16 protein-coding genes and 1 pseudogene are annotated in these 18549 nt (G+C 68.8%); 5 read left to right on the top strand and 12 right to left on the bottom strand.

The annotated features are described in order from the left end of the window. The first annotated feature begins 328 nt into the window (after positions 1 to 328). From WS75_RS06230 to WS75_RS06225, 3 genes and pseudogenes are all read left to right on the top strand, one after another. Positions 329 to 1393, top strand: coding sequence for a phytoene/squalene synthase family protein (locus tag WS75_RS06230; protein ID WP_059679632.1), 1065 nt, complete (start codon positions 329 to 331; stop codon positions 1391 to 1393). Between the two features lie 10 nt (positions 1394 to 1403). Beyond that, positions 1404 to 1568, top strand: a pseudogene (locus WS75_RS35050) (hypothetical protein); the annotation flags it as partial. Between the two features lie 323 nt (positions 1569 to 1891). After that, on the top strand, positions 1892 to 3112 hold the full coding sequence (locus tag WS75_RS06225; RefSeq protein WP_059679631.1) for a porin: 1221 nt from the start codon (positions 1892 to 1894) through the stop codon (positions 3110 to 3112). Positions 3113 to 3230: 118 nt separating this feature from the next. Here the strand turns inward: WS75_RS06225 and WS75_RS06220 are convergent, their stop codons facing one another. The 8 genes from WS75_RS06220 to pdxR form a co-directional block, all read right to left on the bottom strand. Continuing rightward, positions 3231 to 4721, bottom strand: a complete 1491-nt coding sequence (locus WS75_RS06220) for an efflux transporter outer membrane subunit (RefSeq protein WP_059679630.1) — start codon at positions 4719 to 4721, stop codon at positions 3231 to 3233. A 10-nt stretch (positions 4722 to 4731) separates the two neighbouring features. Beyond that, complete coding sequence (locus WS75_RS06215; RefSeq protein WP_059679629.1) at positions 4732 to 5886, bottom strand: ABC transporter permease; 1155 nt, start codon at positions 5884 to 5886, stop codon at positions 4732 to 4734. Continuing rightward, positions 5883 to 6842, bottom strand: coding sequence for an ABC transporter ATP-binding protein (locus WS75_RS06210; RefSeq protein ID WP_059679628.1), 960 nt, complete (start codon positions 6840 to 6842; stop codon positions 5883 to 5885). The genes WS75_RS06215 and WS75_RS06210 overlap by 4 nt, the downstream gene beginning before the upstream one ends. After that, positions 6839 to 7804, bottom strand: coding sequence for an HlyD family secretion protein (locus WS75_RS06205; RefSeq protein ID WP_059679627.1), 966 nt, complete (start codon positions 7802 to 7804; stop codon positions 6839 to 6841). Before WS75_RS06205 ends, WS75_RS06210 begins: the two co-directional genes overlap by 4 nt. After that, entirely contained in the window at positions 7801 to 8502 is a 702-nt protein-coding gene (locus WS75_RS06200) for a TetR/AcrR family transcriptional regulator (protein WP_059679626.1), read from the bottom strand. Before WS75_RS06200 ends, WS75_RS06205 begins: the two co-directional genes overlap by 4 nt. A gap of 297 nt (positions 8503 to 8799) precedes the next feature. After that, a complete protein-coding gene (locus WS75_RS06195; protein ID WP_059679625.1) occupies positions 8800 to 9222 on the bottom strand; it encodes a cupin domain-containing protein in 423 nt (140 codons plus the stop codon). Between the two features lie 13 nt (positions 9223 to 9235). Further along, positions 9236 to 9673: a carboxymuconolactone decarboxylase family protein gene (locus WS75_RS06190; protein ID WP_059599312.1), complete on the bottom strand. Its 438-nt coding sequence runs from the start codon at positions 9671 to 9673 to the stop codon at positions 9236 to 9238. Positions 9674 to 9767: 94 nt separating this feature from the next. Continuing rightward, a complete protein-coding gene (gene pdxR, locus WS75_RS06185; RefSeq protein ID WP_059679624.1) occupies positions 9768 to 11249 on the bottom strand; it encodes a MocR-like pyridoxine biosynthesis transcription factor PdxR in 1482 nt (493 codons plus the stop codon). 162 nt (positions 11250 to 11411) lie between these two features. Here pdxR and WS75_RS06180 point away from each other — a divergent pair, with 162 nt between their 5' ends. Beyond that, a complete protein-coding gene (locus WS75_RS06180; protein WP_059679623.1) occupies positions 11412 to 12329 on the top strand; it encodes a LysR family transcriptional regulator in 918 nt (305 codons plus the stop codon). 28 nt (positions 12330 to 12357) lie between these two features. On the opposite strand, the gene WS75_RS06175 is transcribed toward WS75_RS06180, so the two are convergent. Then, positions 12358 to 13533 carry an MFS transporter gene (locus tag WS75_RS06175; protein WP_059679622.1) on the bottom strand — a complete coding sequence of 392 codons (1176 nt, stop codon included), beginning with the start codon at positions 13531 to 13533 and terminating at the stop codon, positions 12358 to 12360. Beyond that, positions 13533 to 14063: a MarR family winged helix-turn-helix transcriptional regulator gene (locus WS75_RS06170; protein WP_059679621.1), complete on the bottom strand. Its 531-nt coding sequence runs from the start codon at positions 14061 to 14063 to the stop codon at positions 13533 to 13535. The genes WS75_RS06175 and WS75_RS06170 overlap by 1 nt, the downstream gene beginning before the upstream one ends. Positions 14064 to 14299: 236 nt before the next feature. Between WS75_RS06170 and WS75_RS06165 the strand changes: the two genes are divergently transcribed. Then, on the top strand, positions 14300 to 15049 hold the full coding sequence (locus tag WS75_RS06165) for an SDR family oxidoreductase (RefSeq protein WP_059679620.1): 750 nt from the start codon (positions 14300 to 14302) through the stop codon (positions 15047 to 15049). Between the two features lie 70 nt (positions 15050 to 15119). On the opposite strand, the gene WS75_RS06160 is transcribed toward WS75_RS06165, so the two are convergent. Both WS75_RS06160 and WS75_RS06155 read right to left on the bottom strand, forming a co-directional pair. Further along, positions 15120 to 16775 (bottom strand): glycoside hydrolase family 32 protein, encoded by a 1656-nt coding sequence (locus tag WS75_RS06160; protein WP_059679619.1) that lies wholly within the window; start codon positions 16773 to 16775, stop codon positions 15120 to 15122. A gap of 166 nt (positions 16776 to 16941) precedes the next feature. Continuing rightward, on the bottom strand, positions 16942 to 18528 hold the full coding sequence (locus WS75_RS06155; protein WP_059679618.1) for a glycoside hydrolase family 68 protein: 1587 nt from the start codon (positions 18526 to 18528) through the stop codon (positions 16942 to 16944). Positions 18529 to 18549 lie beyond the last annotated feature (21 nt).

Genomic DNA, 18549 nt, shown 5'->3' with positions numbered 1-18549 from the left:
CCGGCGGTGCGGCTTGTCTCGGCGGGCCGCGCGGGATCGAACGGGACGCGATCGTCGCATCGGATAATTACATATGTATTACTCACGCCTTTCTTTTTCGTTGCCGCACAAAGCGCACGGGAGGGCCGGATAGCGCAACCGTGCGTGCGGCGCGATCCGGCCGTCGCCGGGAGCCGGCGCGCCGGATGCACTAAACTTGCGGGACTTTTGCATCGCCGCGCCGGGCCGACGCCCGCTCGCGCGCGACGATGCGGCGACTCGCGGGCCGGCGCGGGCGCCCGGCGTCAATGTGCGTCCGGGGCCCGCGCCGGCCGATTTTTACCGACCCATGACGACTCATACCGATTCCGCCTATCTGCTCGGCGACCTGCTGAAGAACGTTTCCCGCTCCTTCTACCTGACGCTGCGCGTGCTGCCCGACGGCATGCGCGACCCGGTCGGCCTGGCCTATCTGCTCGCGCGCGCGGCCGACACGATCGCCGACACGGCGCTCGTCGCGCCCGAGCGCCGCGCGGCGCTGCTGACCGACCTGCGCGACGAGATCGAGCGGCTCGGCGACGGTGCCGCGCTGTCGCGTGCGCTGGAGGAGGTGACGCGGATGCAGACGGATTCGCACGAGCACGTGCTGCTCGGCTCGATGCAGCCGATGCTCGCGCTGCTGCGCGCGCAGCCGGAGGCGGATCGCGCATCGATCCGCAAGGTCGTCGCGACGCTGACGTCGGGGATGGAGTTCGACCTGCGCACGTTCCCCGACGAACAGTCGGGGGAGGTCGCGTCGCTGCCGGACCGCGACATGCTCGATCGCTACACGTATCTGGTCGCCGGCTGCGTCGGCGAATTCTGGACCGACATGACCGGCGCGCACACGCGCGCCGCGCGCGGTTGGGACCTGGCGGACATGCGTGAGAAGGGCATTCGTTTCGGCAAGGCGCTGCAGATGACCAACATCCTGCGCGACTGCGCGAAGGACCTGCGGATTGGCCGCTGCTACCTGCCGGACGACGTGCTGGCCGCGCACCGCGTGGGCGTCGCCGACCTGATGTCGCCCGACGCGTCGGCGCGCGCGCGCGGCGTGCTGGTCGACCTGCTGCGCGTGACGCTCGATCAGTATCGCGACGCGTGCCGGTACACGCTGGCGATTCCGCGCCGCTTCGTGCGTCTGCGGCTCGCGTGCCTGTGGCCCATCATGATCGGCCTCGAAACGCTCGAACTGCTGGCCGGCCACGACGCGTGGCTCGATCCGGCGAGGCCGGCGAAGGTGCCGCGCAAGCGGATCTACCGGATCATGGCGTCGTCGCTCGCGCTCGTCGGCTCGAACGCGGCGATCCGTGCGCGCATGAACGCGCTCGTCGCCGCGGTGAACACGCGGATCGAGCAGCCGTCCGCGCGCTGAATCGCGCCGAGATGCGCTGAACGATGCCGGCGCGACAGGCGCCGGCATCGCCCTCGGCCCGCGTTCGCCGGGCCGCTCCCGTCCGATCCTCCCCACACGAACTGAAACGTTTTCACGATTTCGCTTTCCGAAACGTGGGTGTCATGAATGTCAGCGATCCTGCGCGGCGGCGTGAATCGCGGCACCAGCCACGGTCGCGCATTTGTAAGAAGGTTGTTGCCGAAGGCGTCTGACGACATTGGACGGTCGCGATGCACCAGTAAAAATGTAAAGCTAGGGTTTTCACCGGGAAATGCCGGAGAGGCCCGCCGCGTAAGCGTTTTCAGGTGTTATGTAACCGTTTGGTGAACCCCTGCGTTGCGTCGATCATACGATGACCGACTGCACATGTTGGGAAACGATTGGTAATCCGTCAGAATCCCACCGGCATGTACTCGCACATGTGTCAGTCATAAAACCACACCAGAAAAGAAATCATTCTTTGAGGACGGAGAATCAATGAAAAAGCGCGTCGCTTTCGCCATGACGGCAGTGGGTCTCGCAGCCGCTACCGCCGCCCACGCCCAGAGCAGCGTGACCCTGTACGGTATCGTCGATAACGCTATCGCCTGGCAGAACAACTCGTCGGCTACCAGCGCGGTTTCGGGTGGTCACTCGAAGGTGCAGATGGCCACCGGCATTTGGGCAGGCAGCCGCTTCGGCCTGAAGGGCAGCGAAGATCTCGGCGGCGGCACGAAGGCGATTTTCCAGTTGGAAGCCGGCTTCAACGCGAACAACGGCACGTCGCAATGGACGAACGGCATCTTCACGCGTCAGGCATGGGTGGGTCTGACCAACGCGACGTACGGTACGCTGACGGCCGGCCGCCAGTACACCGCTTACTACACGCTGCTGTCGCCGTATAGCCCGACGACCTGGCTGACCGGTTACTACGGCGCGCACCCGGGCGATATCGACTCGCTCGACACCAGCTATCGCGCGAACAACTCGCTCGTCTACATGTCGCCGAAGTTCTACGGCTTCACGGTCGGCGGTTCGTACTCGCTCGGCGGCGTGGCAGGCAGCTTCAACCGCGGCTCGACCTGGAGCGCGGCGGTCCAGTACCTGAACGGCCCGGCAGGCATCGCGGTTGGTTATCAGCGCATCAACAACGCGACGCTCGGTGGCGGCGTGTGGGGCGCGAACTCGACCGCGCAAAACGGTCTGGATTCGAGCGGCAACGGTGCGGAGCAGGCCGTGTCGTCGATCAACGGCGGCTACAAGACGGCACAGTCGCAGCAACGCGTCGCCGTGACGGCCGGTTACCAGTTCACGCCGGCGTGGGACATCTCGGTGTCGTACTCGAACGTCCAGTACATCCCGGGCACGCTGTCGGCATTCCGCAACACGGCGATCTTCAACACGGCGGGCGCAGTGCTGCACTGGAAGGCAGCGGCGCAGTGGGACTTCGCGGCAGGCTACTCGTACACGCGTGCGACCGAATCGAACGGCATCTCGAGCTCGGCCAAGTACCATCAGGTCACGCTGTCGCAGTACTACAGCCTGTCGAAGCGCACGGGCCTGTACGCGGTTGAAGCGTACCAGCACGCTACCGGCAACACGATCAGCGGCCTGACCGGCGGCATCGTCACTGCAACGACGTCGATCGGCGACGGCGTGGGCGCGGGTTCGAAGCAGAACCAGATCGCTGCCGGCGTCGGCCTGATCCACCGCTTCTGATGTCGCGCGGCGCGCAAGCGCCGCTCACGGCATGCGGTATGAAAAAACCGGCCTTCGGGCCGGTTTTTTTTCGCGGGTGCGCCGCGCGCTTGGCGCGGGCACATGATCGTCCCGATCGTCACCGGGTCGAATCGTCCGACCAGTTCCCCGCCAGCGACTGAAACAGCGCCGCCGTATCGGCAAGCCGGTCGGCCTGTGCGCGCGTGCGATCGAGTGCGGTCTGCAATGCTTGCCGCTGGGCATCGAGCAGCGCGAACGCGCTGATCCCGCCTGCCGCGTAACGGTCGCCGGCAATCGCGTTGCCGGCCGCCGCTTCCCGTGCGGCCGTGTCTCGTGCCTCCAGTTCCGCCGCATCGTGTTCGACCGCGCGCATTGCGTCGGCAACCTGCTGGAGCGCCAGCAGCACGGTTTCCCGATAGCTTGCGAACGCGGCATCGTATGCGGCTTCGGCCGCGCGCTTCCTCGCGCGCAGTTCGCCGCCATGAAAGAGCGGTTGCGTCAGGCCGAGACCGACATTCCAGACATTGAGCCCGCTCACGATATCCGCGATGCGCGTGCGTTCCGAACCGATTCCCGCCGAAATCGAAAAACGCGGATACAGGTTCGCGGTCGCCACGCCGACGTTCGCGCTCGCCTGGTGCAGCACGGCCTCCGCCGCGCGGATGTCGGGCCGTTCGCGCGCGAGCGTCGACGGCAGCGCGACCGGCAGCGTGTGCGGCAGCGCGAGCGCATCGAGCGTGAGATCGGGCAGTGCGGCGTCGGATGGCGGCGCGCCCAGCAGGATCGCGAGCCGGTGGCCCGCCTGCGCGAGGCGGGCCGCGAGCGGCGGTAGCGAGGCCTGCGTCTGCGCGAGCAGCGTGCGCTGCGCATGCACGTCGGCCTGCGATACGCCGCCCGCCGCGAAGCGCGCTTCGACGATGCGCAACTGCCGCGCCTGCGCGTCGACGAGCTCACGCGTGAGCGCGATCTGCTGCGCGAGCGACGCGCGCAGGATCGCGGTCGCGACGACGTTGCCCGCGAGCGTCAGGCGCGCGGCGTCGAGCGTGTATGCCTGATAGTCGACCTGGGCGCGCAGCGCTTCGAGCGCGCGCCGGTTGCCGCCGAACACGTCGAGCACGTACGACACGCTCACCGACGCGTCGTACAGCGTGAATGGCCCCGGATTCGGCACGTTGGCGGGCAGCCCGAACGCCGCGATGTCGACTTTCTCGCGCGTGGCGGACACGTTCGCGTCGACGCGCGGCAGCATCGTCGCGCCGGCTTCCGCCGCATGGTTCTGCCGTGCTTCGTCGAGCCGCGCGCGGGCCTCGGCGAGCGTCGGGCTGTTTTGCCAAGCGATGTCGACGAGCCGGTTCAGCGGCGCCGAATCGAACCGGGTCCACCAGCGTTGCAGCGTGTGCGCGGCCGGTGCGAACGTCTGCGCGTTGCGGGCCGGGCCGCCGGCTGCCGCCGTCGCTGCGGGCGCTTCGTCGCGCGTGTAGCGCTGCGTGGCCGGCGCATCGGGTATGCGGAAATCCGGCCCGACTGCGCAACCGGCGACGAGCAGCGCAGCGGAGGCCAACGTCAAGCAGCGGGCGGTGTGGGAGGCGTGACGCGAAGACGGTTTCATCGCGCGGCCCCTAGTCGAGCGTGCGCCGGTAGAAGCGCAACGCGATGCTCATCACGACGAGCGTGAAGATCGCGACGGGCCACACGGACGGCCACAGGTCGGCCCAGCCGTTGCCTTTGAGCAGGATGCCGCGCACGAGGCGGTTGAAGTAGGTGAGCGGCAGCAGGTTGCCGATGAACTGCGCCCACTTCGGCATCCCGGCGAACGGGAACATGAAGCCCGACAGCAGGATGTTCGGCAGGAAGTAGAACACCGCGAGCTGCATCGCCTGCAGCTGGTTCTGCGCGAGCGACGACAGCGTGATGCCGACCGTGAGGTTCGCCGCGATGAACAGCAGCGCGGACAGGTAGATCGCGAACAGGCCGCCGACGAACGGCACGTCGAAAACGTAGCGCGCGGCCGCGAGGATGATCGACACCTGGATCAGCCCGATGAACACGTACGGGACGATCTTGCCGGTCATCACCTCCAGCGGCCGCACGGGCGTCGCCAGCAGATTCTCCATCGTGCCGCGCTCGCGTTCGCGCGTGATCGCGAGGCCCGTCATCATCACCATCGTCATCGTCAGGATCACGCCCATCAGACCCGGCACGACGTTGTACTGCGTGATGCCTTCGGGGTTGTACAGCCGGTGCAGCACGACGTCGAACGCGGCCGGGCGGCCGTTCAGGTGCGCGAGCGGCCCCGTCAGGTCCTTGTCCGCGACGGGCTGCACGAGGCCCGGCAGCGCGCCGATCGCCGACGCGGTCGCGACGGGGTCGGTCGCGTCCGCCTCGACGAGCAGCGACGGGCGCTCGCCGCGCAGCAGCCGCTTCGAGAAATCGGCCGGCACGCTCAGCACGAACTGCACGTCGCCGCGGGCGAGCGCATGCCGGCCGGCCGTCTCGTCGGGCAGCGTCGCGACGATGTCGAAGTACGCGGAATTGCGCATCGCGGCGATGAAGCTGCGCGCGAAGGGGCTCGAATCGGCGACGATCACCGCGGTCGGCAGGTGCTTCGGGTCGGTGTTGATCGCGAAGCCGAACAGCGCGAGCTGAATGATCGGCACGCCGACGATCATCGCGAACGTCACGCGGTCGCGGCGCAGCTGCAGGAATTCCTTCAGCACGATGCTCCACCAGCGCGCGACCGAGAACGATTCGCGCAGGCCCGCCCACGCGTTCATGGCGATGCTCCGCCGGGCGGCGCGGATGCGCGGCCCATCATGTAGATGAAGACGTCTTCGAGCCCGGTGTCGATCGGCGCGACCTGCAGCGGTGCGCTTCCGTCGGCCTGCGTGGCGACCTGCGCGAGCGTCGCGTCGAGCAGCGCACGATCGCGGCCGCTCACATGCAGCGCGGAACCGAACACGACGGTTTGATCGACGCCGGGCATCGCGCGCAACCGCGCCGACAGTTCGGTCAGGTGCCCGCCGGTGATCGTACGCGTCGACAGGTGCTGCGACGCGACGATCTCCGCCGACGTGCCCTGCGCGAGCAGTTCGCCGGCCGCGATGTACGCGAGCTTGTGGCAGCGTTCGGCTTCGTCCATGTAGTGCGTGCTGACGAGTACCGAGATGCCTCGTGCGGCCAGCCGGTGCAGTTCTTCCCAGAAGTCGCGGCGCGCGGCCGGATCGACGCCGGCGGTCGGCTCGTCGAGCAGCAGCAATTCCGGCTCGTGCAGCATGCACGCGGCGAGCGCGAGACGCTGCTTCCAGCCGCCGGACAGCGCGCCCGTGAGCTGGTCCGCGCGGCTCGCGAGGCCGAGCCCGTCGAGCGCGCGGGTGACCGCCGCCCGGCGGTCGGGCATCCCGTACACGCGTGCGACGAAATCGAGATTCTCGCGGATCGACAGGTCTTCCCAGTACGAGAAGCGCTGCGTCATGTAGCCGACACGCCGCTTGATCTGCGCGCTGTCGCGCACGATGTCGTAACCGAGGCAGGTGCCGCTGCCCGAGTCGGGCGTGAGCAGGCCGCACATCATGCGGATCGACGTCGTCTTGCCGCTGCCGTTCGGCCCGAGAAAGCCGAAAATCTCGCCGCGCGCGACGCGCAGCGAGACGTCCTTCACGACGTGCTTGTCGCCGAAGCGCTTGTTCAGGCGATCGACGTCGATCGCGTACGGTGCGGGCGGCGCGTTCAACGCATCCTCACGGCGACGGGCTGGCCCGGGTGCAGCTTCGGCGCGTCGACTACGGCGGGGCGCGCTTCGATCATGAACACGAGCTTGGTCCGGCTCTCGTTGCTGTAGATCACGGGCGGCGTGTATTCTGCCTCGCGCGACACGTAGGTGACGCGCGCGGGCACGTCGGCCGCGCAGCCGTCGCAGCGAATCGCGACGGCGCGCCCCGGCGCGATCGATGCGATGACGGCTTCCGGCACGAAGAAGCGCACCTTCAGGTTCTGCGGCGGCAGCATCTGCACGACCGGATTGCCGGCCTGCACCCATTCGCCGACGCGGTACAGCGTGTCGTACACGCGCCCGGCGGCGGGCGCGGCGACGCGCTTCTGGTCGAGCTTCCACTGCGCTTCGGCAACCGCCGCCTGCGCGGCGTCGACTTGCGCGGCCTGGGCGGCCACTTGCTGCGCGCGTCCCGGCAGGCGCGCGACGTCGACCTGGTTCTGCAACTCGCGGACCTGCGCGGCGGTGGTCTGCGCGGACGTGCGCGAATCGTCGAGCTGCTGCTTCGACAGGCCGCCGGCCGCGTACTGGCGTTCGTCGCGCGCGCGTTGCGCGGCGGCCCGCGCGGCCTGTGCGGCGGCCTGCGCGAGTTGTGCCTGCGTGACCGCGATTTCCGGCGGCCGCTTGCCGGTCTGCAGGTCGGCAAGTTGCGCGCGGGCCGCCGCGAGCTGATGCTGCGCCTGCAGCAATGCGGCCGTTTCGTTGACGGCTTCGAGCGAGAACACCGGCATGCCGGCCGCGATGGCCTGGCCGCGTTCGACCGACAACTGCGTCAGCGTGCCCGCTTGCGACGACGACAGGTACACGAATTCGCCTTCGACGTAGCCCTGGTAGGTCGCGACGTCGTTCGCCGGCCGTCCGCAAGCGGCGAGCAGCGCGACGGCGGCGGCCAGTGCGAGCGGCAGCGGGCAGGACACGTTCACGACGGCCTCCGCGGCGAATCCGCGCCGGCATCCCGTGTGGCGGCGGGCGGTGGCTGCAGGCCGGAACCGAGCAGCGCGCGGACGTGGCGATGCAGCACGTCGCGATCGATCGGCGGCAGGCCGCGCGCGCTTTGCCACAGCTTCGCGGTGGCGAGCGGCAGCATCACGAGCGCGATGATCGAATGAAACAGGAACGCGGGTTCGAGCGCGGGGTTCAGCGTGCCGGCCTGCTGCGCGGCGCGGATGCGCTCGGCAAAGCGCCCGACGTGCTCCAGCGGAATGCGCCGCAGCATGCGCTCGCGCAGCAGCCCGCCTTCATGAACGATCTCGCGCAGCCAGATCGACGGCAGCCACGGCATGCGATGCGTGACGTCGAAGAAGCGGTCGACGAGTTCGGCGACGAGCGCGAACGGATCGTTTTCGATCTGCGGCTCGGTTGGCCGCCACACGAACGCGATGACCTGCGCGAGCCGCTCCTCGACGATCGCATCGAGCAGCTGCTCGCGATTCGTGAAGTAGTAATGGACCATCGCCGACGTGACGCCTGCGGCCGCGGCGATCTGCGCGACCGTCGTCGCCGCGATGCCACGATCGGCGAACAACTGCATCGCGACGTCGAGCATGTGGTCGCGCAGGTCGAAGTCGTCCGCCGACGGGCGGCGCCCGCGCGGCCTGGCGACGGTGGATTTCGCGTTCATGCAGACGACGCTAATTGATGAGTTAGTTAATTTCAAGGAAGGGTTTTTGCCCGCGTTGATCGAGATCAGGCGTGCTCCAAATGGCGGCGCGGACGAACGGGGAGGCAGCGTGACGAAGGGGCGTACGCCGGCAGCGGAATGTAGGGAGCGGCTAATGGGGAAACGCGGGGAACCGGTGGAGGAGTGGGTGGAGCGGCCAGCGCCCGAGGCTGGCGCGGAAGCCGCGCGTCACGGGCCGGGAAGCCGGCAGCACGGCACGGGTGCGCGCCCGACACGGCACGCACCCCGGAAACGTCGTTACTGATCAATCGGCGACTTCAGCGGTTGGTGCTCGCCCGTCAGCCCGAACACGACGAGTTGCGCGGGCTCGGTCGCGCTCGCATTGCGCGACACCTGGTGGCGCGAACCGGGCGGCTCATACCAGCCTTCGCCGGCGCGATAGCGGCGCACCGGGCCGTCGTTCACCTGCGACAGCACTTCGCCTTTCGACACGACCGCGAACACCGAGCCGAGGTGCTTGTGTGGTTCGGATGCCTGACCAGGCGCATAGTCGACGGTCGCGACGACGGCGAGCTTGCCGGGCGCTTCGGGCACGGCCTGCTGCATGATCGCGTGCACGTTGTCGCCGGCATCGTGCGCACGGGCGGCGGCCGGCAGCGCGGCGACGAGCGCGAGCGACATGCACAGCATCGCGCGGCGGAGCGTGGGGCTGGAGCGCATGATCGTCGTCTCCTTACTCAGGCATCTTGCGAAACGCGATCGCGAAGCGGTTCCACGTGTTGATCGTCGCAATCAGCATCGACAGCTCGAACAGCTCGGTGTCGCTGAAGTGCGGCTTCACGGCTTCCCAGACGGCATCCGGCACATGGTTGTCCGCGACCAGCGTCAGCGCTTCGGTCCACTCCAGCGCCGCGCGTTCGCGCTCGGTGAAGAACGGCGTTTCGCGCCACACGACGACCGTCGCGAGGCGGCGATCGGTCTCGCCTCCTTTGCGCGCATCGGTGGTGTGCATGTCGACGCAGAACGCACAGCCGTTGATCTGCGACGCGCGCAGCCGGACCAGTTCCGCGAGCGGCTTCTCGATCGAGCTTTTCGCGATGAATTCCTCGGCGTTGCGCATCACCTTGATTGCGTTCGGGCTGGCGGTATAGAAGTTCAGGCGCGGTTGCATGGCAGGTCCTTTTTCGGTTGATGCGCTCGGTGGCGCGACAGGACCCACTTTAAGCGTGCCACTGGCCTGCTTGAATGGCCAATTCTTGGAAAATTCAGGTAACCAGTGTCGCGCCGCCGACGCTGCCCGAGTCCAGCAGCGCGGCCAGTTTCGCGAGCGCGGTGTCGATGCGCAGCGCGTCGATCCCGCCATAGCCGAACAGCAGCCCCGGGCGCGCCGCCGAGCCGACGTGGAACGCCGCGATTCCGTACAGGCCGATGTCGTGCTCGCGGGCGGCACGGACCAGCGCGGCTTCATCGAGCCCCGGTTTCAAGTGCGCGGCGAGGTGGATGCCGGCGGTCGGCACGATCGGGTCGAACCACGGCGCGAGGCTGCCGCGCAAATGCGCGAGCAGCATCTTGCGGCGCGCGTCGTAGTGCTTTTGCACGCGCCGCAGATGCCGCGCGAAATCGCCTTCGTGCATGAAGCGCGCGAGCGCCGCCTGCGTGAGTGTGCAGGTATGCCAGTCGACGATCTGCTTCGCCTTGGCGAGCGCGCCGCGCAGCGCGCGCGGCGGAATCGCGTAGCCGATCCGCAGTTCGGGAAAGATCGTCTTCGAGAACGTGCCGACGTACGCGACGAGGCCGGTGCGGTCGAGGCTCTTGAGCGACTCCACCGGCCGGCCTTCGAAGCGGAATTCGCCGTCGTAATCGTCCTCGATGATCACCGCGCGGCGGCGCTGCGCCCATTCGAGCAGCGCGACGCGCCGGTCCAGCGTCATCGGCATCCCGAGCGGGAACTGGTGCGACGGCGTCACGTAGACGAGGCGCGCGTCGTCGGGCAGCCGTTCGACGATCAGGCCGTGCGCATCGACCGGCACGCCGATCACCGCCGCGCCGAGCGACGCGAACGCCGCGCGCGCCGGCGGATAGCCGGGATTCTCGACCGCGACGACGTCGCCCGGCCGCACGACCACGCGCGCGATCAGGTCCAGCGCCTGTTGCGCGCCTTGCGTGACGAGTACGTCGTCCCAGCCGCACGCGACCGCGCGGCTGAACGCGACGTAGCGCGCGATCGCGCCGCGCAACTGGGGATCTCCGGCCGGGTCGTGGTACTGGCCGGGGCCGCGCGCCTGCTGGCGCAACGCGTGATGCAGGCAGCGGCGCCACGCGTCGAACGGGAACAACGTCTTGTCGGTCACGCCGCCGCGGAAGTCGAACGCGGGCGTGTCCTGCGGCGCGGGCATCGCGAGCGCGTCGGGCAGGTCGTCCCATAGCGCGCGTGCGTTGACGGCGTGGACGGGTGGTGTGGCCTCGACGAGCGACGGCGTCGAGGCCGCCGCATGCGGCACCCGCGCGAGACCGTCGGCGACGAACGTGCCGTCGCCCGCGCGCGTGTTCAGGAAGCCCTCGGCGACGAGACGTTCGAACGCGTCGAGCGTCGTCTTGCGCGACACGCCGAGCTGCTTCGCGAGATCGCGCGTCGACGGCAGCCGGGCGCCGCCTTCGAGCCGCCCGTCGACGATCGCGGTGCGCAGTTGCCGAAAGATCTGCCCGGTCAGGTCGTGACGGCCTTCGATGCGGATCGCGATGTCCATCGCAGTGCTTACCTCGAATATGGCAATTTGATGCCGACGAGCATACCGGAAGTTCGTGGCCGGCCCGGCATCCACCGAACACAGGCGGCGCGGCGCCGTTCGATTGGACCGCCGCCCGCCGGTGCCTTACGATCCATCACAATCCCCGACCGGAGTGCCCGCATGCTGTCCGAAGACGAACTCGCGCTGCTCGATGCGATCCGCGCCACCGGCAGCCTGTCGCGGGCGGCCGCGCGGCTTGGCAAGGCGCCGTCGACGGTGTCGCACGCCGCGCGACAGCTCGAAACGCGTTTCGACGCGCTGCTGTTCGACCGGCGCGGCTACCGGCTGCAGCTCACGCCGGCCGGCCAGCTGCTGACCGACGAGGCGTCGCGCCTCGCGCTGGACGTCGCGCGGCTCACGCAGCGCGTGCGGCAGGTCGCGAGCGGCTGGGAGGACCGGCTGTGGATCGTCACCGACGAGGTGCTGGAGTTCGATACGCTGCTGCCGGTCGTCCGCGCATTCGATGCGCTCGATTCGGGCGTGTCGCTGCGCTTCACGCACGAAGTGCTCGGCGGCACCTGGGAAGCGCTGCGCGACGGTCGCGCGGATCTGGTCGTCGGCGCGACCAACGAGCCGCCGGCGATTCCGGGTTTCAAATGGTTCGAGCTCGGCGCGATGGAATGGGTGTTCGCCGTATCGCCGCGCCATGTGCTGGCCGCGGCAAGCGAGCGACTGACCCGCGACGCGATCTGCGCGCATCGTGCGGTCGTCGTCGCCGATTCGTCGCGGCGGGCTGTCGGCCGCGCATACGGGCTGCTCGGCGGGCAGGCGGTGCTCGCGGTGCCGTCGATGCGCGCGAAGATCCTCGCGCAGCGCGACGGGCTCGGCGTCGGCTGGGTGCCGCGCCGGCGGGTTGCGTCGCTGCTCGCGCGCGGCGAGCTCGTCGAGAAGGAAACGGCGGATCAGCGCGAACCGAACGTGCTGTACGTCGCGTGGCGCGGCGACCGCGACGGCCGCGCGCTGCAATGGTGGCTGGAGCAACTGCGCGAGCCGCGGCTCGCGCAGCGGTTGCTCGACGGGATCGACGTGGTCGGCTGATCACGCCGGCCGCGCGCTATCTCACCGCTCAGCGCAAGAGCCGGGCGCGACCCGCGCTGCGGCGCCCGGCCTCGACGCCGAGCACGTAGGTGGCCAGCATGCCGCTCGACAGCGCAAGCATCGTCATCAGCGTGTCGCTGCCGAAGGCCTTCATCAACGTGCTCGCGACGAGCGGGCCGGCGATCGACGCAACGCCGAACGCCAACGATATCAGCCGCATCGCCCGCCCGGGCACGTCGGTGTGTGCCGCCGCCGCCGCGCACATGCCGAGGGTCAGGAATGCGCTGGTTGCGCCGCCCAGCGCGATTGCCGCGAGCGTGGCCGGCCACGACGACTGATCCGAGAAAGCGAGGCCGAGCGCGGCGGCCGTGCCGACGGTGGCAGCCGTCACGATCGCGACAGCGAGCCCGGCGCGATCGACGAGCCAGCCGACCGGAAACTGCATCGCGATCGCGCCGACCCCGAACAGCGTCAGCAGGGTTGTGGCGCGTGCGCCCGTCATGCCGTGCCCTGCGGAGAAGAACGACAGCAAGCCGTACAGCGCGCCGTCGCATAACCCGCCCACGGCCGCCACCACGATCCCGAGGCCGACGAGCGGGCCGAGTGGAGCGTGCCGGGCGGATGGTGCGTTGCGTTCGCACGGCCTGACATGCAGGCGCGGATCGTAGGGGGTGAGTGCGAGCGGGAGCGCTGCGAGCAGCGTGAGGCCGGCGCCGGCCGCGAACGTTGCCGGGCCGTCGACGCCCGACGCGGCGGCGAATGCCGGTGCGACGACCCCGCCGATGCCGATCAGCGCCTCGTGCACACCGACGACACGGCCGCTCGTTTCCGGCGGGACAAGCCCATACAGCCAGGTTTCGTTGCCGATCCAGCGCAGGCCGAGCCCGAGCCCGATCAGCGCACCCGGCGCGACCCACAGGGGCCAGCCGGCGACGCTCATTGCCGCGAACCCTGCTAGCGTCGCGGCCAGCGCGAGCATCACGGTGCGCTTCGCGCCGACGCGCGCGAGCAACGCCGGTGCGCCCGCGAGGCCCGCGAGCATGCCGGCCGATTGTGCGCTCGAGAACAGGCCGACCTGCGACGCGTCCAGCCCGCGGCTGGCGAGCCAGACCGGCAACACGATGAAGCCGAGGCCGAACTGCGCGATCTGCGAGCATGCCGACACGGCGTTCAGCGACGCGACGGTGCGCCAGAGTGGGCTCATCACGCCGGCTCCGACGGCATCGGCCGGCCGTGTTCCCGGCAGTCGACGGGGCAGCCGGCCGCGAGGCAGGGCGCGTCGTCGCAGAAGCGGCAGAGTCGCATCGAATGCGAGGGATCGCGCGTTTCCTGCCACAGGATCTTGATCAGCAACTGTTCCAGCGTCGCGCGTTCATGTGTGTCAAGGCGCCCCGCGATGCGGGACAGCAGACGCGCGCGCGCATCGCGCAGGCGCTGCATCTCGGCGTGGCCGGCCGGTGTCAGCGCAAGTGCAACCGAGCGCTTGTCCGTGCCGGGACGCTTGTCGACGAACCCGGCATCCACCAGCCCGGCAATTGCACGTACCGCTGCGGGGTGCGACAGTCCGACCGCGTCGCGGATCAGTTCGATCGACGAATCCGGATACTGACCGATCGCGTTGAGCATGGCGCGCGCAGTCTGGCCAACCGGCGTTGCCGCGACATCGAGCTGGCTCATCTCGTCGCCGATCAGCAGTGCCAGCACGCCCAGGAGATTTTCAGCACGATTGGTCATCGACGGCGCTCACGTATATATGCATTGTGCATATATGCAGACTACATACATTGCACGACAAACGCAAGCTGCACTGCAGGAGCCGCTGCCACGCAAACCGGCGTCGACCGACGCTCGAGTCCGCGCGAACATGTTCGATATCTTCGAACGTGTTCGCGCCGTACGTCGTACGGCAAGGCCGCGCGCCGCGCGCATCCTGTGTTCACGGTCAACTCACCGGTTCACAGGAGAACATCATGCAACGCTTCGAAGGAAAAACGGTCCTCGTCACGGGCGGCAACAGCGGCATCGGCCTGGCGGCCGCACGGGCATTCGCGGCCGAAGGCGCGCGGGTCATCATCACCGGTCGCGACGAGCATACGCTCGCCGCCGCGCGCGAGTCGCTCGGCGACGGCGCGCTCGCGATCCGCAACGAAGCCGGCAGCGTCGCGTCGGCCCGCGCCCTGGCGGACGCGATCTCGACCGCAGGCGCGCGGCTCGACGCCGTGTTCATCAACGCGGGCGTCGCGAAACTCGCGCCGTTCGCCGACAGCGACGAGGCCATGTGGGACCTCGTGTTCAACACCAACGTGAAGGGCGCGTATTTCCAGATTCAGTCGCTGGTGCCGCTGCTGAACCGCGGCGCGTCGATCGTGATCAACGGCTCGATCAACGCGCACATCGGGATGCCCGGCTCGTCGGTGTACGCGGCGAGCAAGGCGGCCGTCAATTCGTTCGCGAAGACGTTGTCGACGGAGCTGCTGCCGCACGGCGTGCGGGTGAACGTGGTGAGCCCCGGCCCGGTCCAGACGCCGCTGTACGGCAAGCTCGGGCTCGACGCGGCGACGCTCGACGAGACGGCCGAGAAGATCAAGGGGCTCGTCCCGGTCGGCCGGTTCGGCACGCCGGACGAAATCGCGTCGACGGTGCTGCACCTGAGCGCGCCGGAGTCCGCGTTCATCGTCGGCGCGGAAATCATCGCGTCGGGCGGGATGGGTTTGCTCTGAGCGCATAACCGGCGGGGTCGCACGACCCGACGCGACGTCGGGCGGTGCACCCCGCCGTTCGATCGCATCGCTAGCGCGATGCGCAGGCGTCACGCACTTCGTCGGCCCGATCGCGTCCGTGGAGCTGCGTCACCGTCAGCCCCGAGAACGCCGCGCTGCCGTGCTCGGCGAACACGGCCACGCGGTCCGCATCGCGCGGCGGAAAGATCAGGTCCGTCAGCGCGACGCGGCCGCCGTTCGCAAATACCTCGACCGACCCGCGATCGACGACGATTTCGAGCCGCAGTTGCCCGTGCTCGAGCGGCAGATCGACGATGTGCTCGCGGCTGAACGTGCCGGCAAAATCCGTCGTGCCGGAGCGCGAGCGGTCGAGCGTCAGCGTGCGCTTTGCCGTGTCGTACACGATCCGGGTGCCGATCGAGCCATCCGCCGATCCCCGGACGATCAAGCCCGCGCGGGCCGCGCGCCGCGGCGCGATCGTCACCGTGATGCGCTGGACGATGCCGCGCGTGGCTTCCGACAGTGCGCGGGTGGCGGACTCGACGTTCAGGTTGCCCTCATGCACGGCGGGCCGCCCGTCGGCCCACGCATCGAACGCGGCGGCCGGCGTCACGACGAGCGTCGGTTCGCCGCCGATCGTCTTCAGCGCGAACTCGCGCGGCAACGTGGCCGCGCCGCGCCAGGGCGCCGTCGGCGCCTTCGCCGCGTAATCCCAGTTGCTCATCCATGCGATCGCGACAGGCCGCGCGCCCGGCGCGCCGGAGAACGTGCCGGCGGCGTAAAAGTCGGCGCCGTGATCGACCCAGCGGAATCGCGCGGGATCGGAACCGGCCGGCGCGACGCGGTCAGGCGTGAACGTGCGACCGTCGAAGTCGCCGATGAAATACATCGCGCCGGAGCCGCCGGCGATCGACCACGGGTTGACGTTGACGATCATCACCCACTTGATGTGTCGCGGATCGTCGTCGACGGGCAGCGGCACGAGGTCGGGCATTTCCCACAGCACGCCCGCATGCGGCACGTCCGGCAGCGTGAAGTCGCTCAGGAACGACCAGTGGATCAGGTCGTCGGACCGATAGAGCTTCACGACCTGCGCGTCCGCGACGACGGTCGTCATCAGCCAGTAGCGTCCCGGCGCGTACCACGACACTTTCGGGTCGCGGAACTGTTTCGACTCGGGATCGAGCGTGAGCACGGGGTTGTGCGCGTAGGGCCGCCACGTCGCGCCGTGATCGAGGCTGTACGCGAGCGATTGTGCCTGCGTGCCCGGTGCGTGACCCGAGCCGTCTTTGTAGACGCTCGTGTAAAGCGCAACCAGCGGCGTGGCGCCCGGCGCGCCGAGGCCGGACGTGTTGCGCGTGTCGGCGACGATCGAGCCGGAGAAAATTTCCTCCATCGCGTTCGCGCGCATCGCGACCGGCTGCTCGCGCCAGTGGACGAGGTCGGTGCTGGTCGCATGGCCCCACGACATGTTGCCCCAGTCATGGCCGAGCGGGTTGTACTGATAGAACAGGTGATAGCGGCCGTTCTCGTAGACGAGGCCGTTCGGATCGTTCATCCAGTTGCGTTGCGGTGTGTAGTGCAGGGCCGGCCGCCATTGCGGCGTGCCGGTTTCGGGCGGTGCGTCGCAGGGCGCGGCGGTGGCGTGCGTGCAGGCCGCGCTTGCCGTACACGCGAGCAGCAGCCGGGCAATCCGGAGGGAAAAGCGAAAAAACGTCGATCTCATGCGGGGTTCCGTGCTTCGGCGCGCGAAGCGGGAAAGGGGGGGCATGCCGCTCGCGACGGCAGCATGCGCGATTCTGCGAAGGAGAGAGGCGGCACACCCGCGACACGCGCGACGTGCGCCGCCTCGACGCTGGCGGGCGGTGCCCGCCGCGCCCGTCGCGGACCCGTTACGGACGGGTGCCGGGGCCACCGTTGTGGTCGGCGCCCGTCGCCGGCAGGTTTGCCGGGATGTCGCCGTAACCGCCGAGGCCGCTGCGTCCGTACGCGCGGTCGACCGCCGTCGACGTGCCGCTGATGTTCACCTTCACCGTCGGCGCGAGCGTGCCGCCGCGACGCGGGCCGATCGCATCGATGAACGATTCGACGAGCCCGCCCGGCATCACATAGTGCGAATACGACTGGAATTCGCGCGGATTCTGGTTCGGGTCCTGCGAATACGGCGCGCCGGCCGGTGCGGAGAAATCGGTCGGGTTGCCGAGCACGAGGCCGCTGCCGCCGTTCAGCGGCAGGAAGTCGCTGCGGATGCCATTGCCGACGAAGCCGTAGACACCGTCCGGCCCGTCGACGCCCGCGGCCATCGTCATGCGGTGGCTGATCGTGAACAGGTAGTACTTGCCATCCTTCAGATAGATCTGCGGGCGCTCGGTCTGGTCGTCGACGCAGTTCGCCGACAGGATCGGCGGCAGGAACTTCCATTCGGTCAGTTGCGGATTCGTCGCGACCGCCAGGCCGACGTTGGCCTTTTGATACACTGCGCCCGAGTTCATGACGGCGTTGAGGTCTTCCCGGTGCGGATCGTTCGGCGCGTAGCCGAGATCGGCCTCGGTGCAGGTCCGGGCGCCGCGCTGGCCGCCGGTGTTGCCTTCGAACACCATGTAGGTCTTGCCCGGATGCGCGGGATCGGTGAACACGAACGGATCGCGGAACGAGAAATAGGTGTTCTGCTGGCCGGTCTGGTAGTAGTTGCCGTCCGGTTGCAGCAGCGCCTTGTGATCGTCGAAGCCGCTGAACCACACGTGCTTGTCGTCGGCATGGATGTGGCCGTCGGCGCGCGTGATGATCGCCTGCGGCGGCGTGATGTCGGCGCCGCCGGGGGCCGAGCGGTTGAACGAAGTCGCGGTGTAGTACAGGCTGACGTTGTCGCCATGCGTGAGGCGGGCCGAACCCGACCATTCGGCGTTGTTGGTCATCGGCGACGTGCCGAACACCTTGGCGCTCGCGCCGTCCGGGAACAGATGGCCGCCCCAGGTCCAGCCGCCGTTCGCGGGACGCCGCGACGCGGGAATGCCGGCACGGCGATAGAAGAACCCGATGCGCGCATGGACGTGACGATCGTCGAACGTGTATCCGGCGTGCGGATCGGCCGTGAGCGAGAAGATCACCTCCCAGCCCTTGTAGCTGAGCTGGTTCGCGCGCAGGTCGGCCAGCGGCCAGGTATCCCAGACCCACACGTTCGAGTTGATCAGCGGGAAATCCTGCGGGATGTCCGGCATCGTCAGCGACTGCGGCAGCGAGTTCTTGTCGGCGCCGGCCGTATGCGACTGCGCGACGATCTGGCGGATGTCCGCGCGGGTCCAGCGCATCGTGAAGTTGCCTTCGGGATCGTAGGCCTGCTGCGTATGCGGCGTGGGGGCGGGGGCGCCGGTGCTCTGCGCGTGCGCGACGGACGACGCGCACGCGAAGGCGGCCAGTGCCGCGCCAGCGAACAGCAAACGTTTGGCCGCGGTCGCGCGGCAAAAAGGAAAGTCAGTCATGTCGGCGTTGTTTCCGTTGAC

This window comes from Burkholderia sp. FL-7-2-10-S1-D7 (assembly GCF_001524185.1).
Lineage (GTDB): Bacteria > Pseudomonadota > Gammaproteobacteria > Burkholderiales > Burkholderiaceae > Burkholderia > Burkholderia diffusa.
The sequence above is the reverse complement of the archived record's forward strand: the minus strand, read 5'-3'. Positions and strand labels throughout refer to the sequence as shown.

Bases quoted from the DNA above. Each gene is read 5' to 3' on its own strand.
- WS75_RS06230 (WP_059679632.1), top strand. From the start codon at position 329: ATGACGACTCATACCGATTCCGCCTATCTGCTCGGCGACCTGCTGAAG.
- WS75_RS06225 (WP_059679631.1), top strand. From the start codon at position 1,892: ATGAAAAAGCGCGTCGCTTTCGCCATGACGGCAGTGGGTCTCGCAGCC.
- WS75_RS06220 (WP_059679630.1), bottom strand. From the start codon at position 4,721: ATGAAACCGTCTTCGCGTCACGCCTCCCACACCGCCCGCTGCTTGACG.
- WS75_RS06215 (WP_059679629.1), bottom strand. From the start codon at position 5,886: ATGAACGCGTGGGCGGGCCTGCGCGAATCGTTCTCGGTCGCGCGCTGG.
- WS75_RS06200 (WP_059679626.1), bottom strand. From the start codon at position 8,502: ATGAACGCGAAATCCACCGTCGCCAGGCCGCGCGGGCGCCGCCCGTCG.
- WS75_RS06195 (WP_059679625.1), bottom strand. From the start codon at position 9,222: ATGCGCTCCAGCCCCACGCTCCGCCGCGCGATGCTGTGCATGTCGCTC.
- WS75_RS06190 (WP_059599312.1), bottom strand. From the start codon at position 9,673: ATGCAACCGCGCCTGAACTTCTATACCGCCAGCCCGAACGCAATCAAG.
- pdxR (WP_059679624.1), bottom strand. From the start codon at position 11,249: ATGGACATCGCGATCCGCATCGAAGGCCGTCACGACCTGACCGGGCAG.
- WS75_RS06180 (WP_059679623.1), top strand. From the start codon at position 11,412: ATGCTGTCCGAAGACGAACTCGCGCTGCTCGATGCGATCCGCGCCACC.
- WS75_RS06175 (WP_059679622.1), bottom strand. From the start codon at position 13,533: ATGAGCCCACTCTGGCGCACCGTCGCGTCGCTGAACGCCGTGTCGGCA.
- WS75_RS06170 (WP_059679621.1), bottom strand. From the start codon at position 14,063: ATGACCAATCGTGCTGAAAATCTCCTGGGCGTGCTGGCACTGCTGATC.
- WS75_RS06165 (WP_059679620.1), top strand. From the start codon at position 14,300: ATGCAACGCTTCGAAGGAAAAACGGTCCTCGTCACGGGCGGCAACAGC.
- WS75_RS06160 (WP_059679619.1), bottom strand. From the start codon at position 16,775: ATGAGATCGACGTTTTTTCGCTTTTCCCTCCGGATTGCCCGGCTGCTG.
- WS75_RS06155 (WP_059679618.1), bottom strand. From the start codon at position 18,528: ATGACTGACTTTCCTTTTTGCCGCGCGACCGCGGCCAAACGTTTGCTG.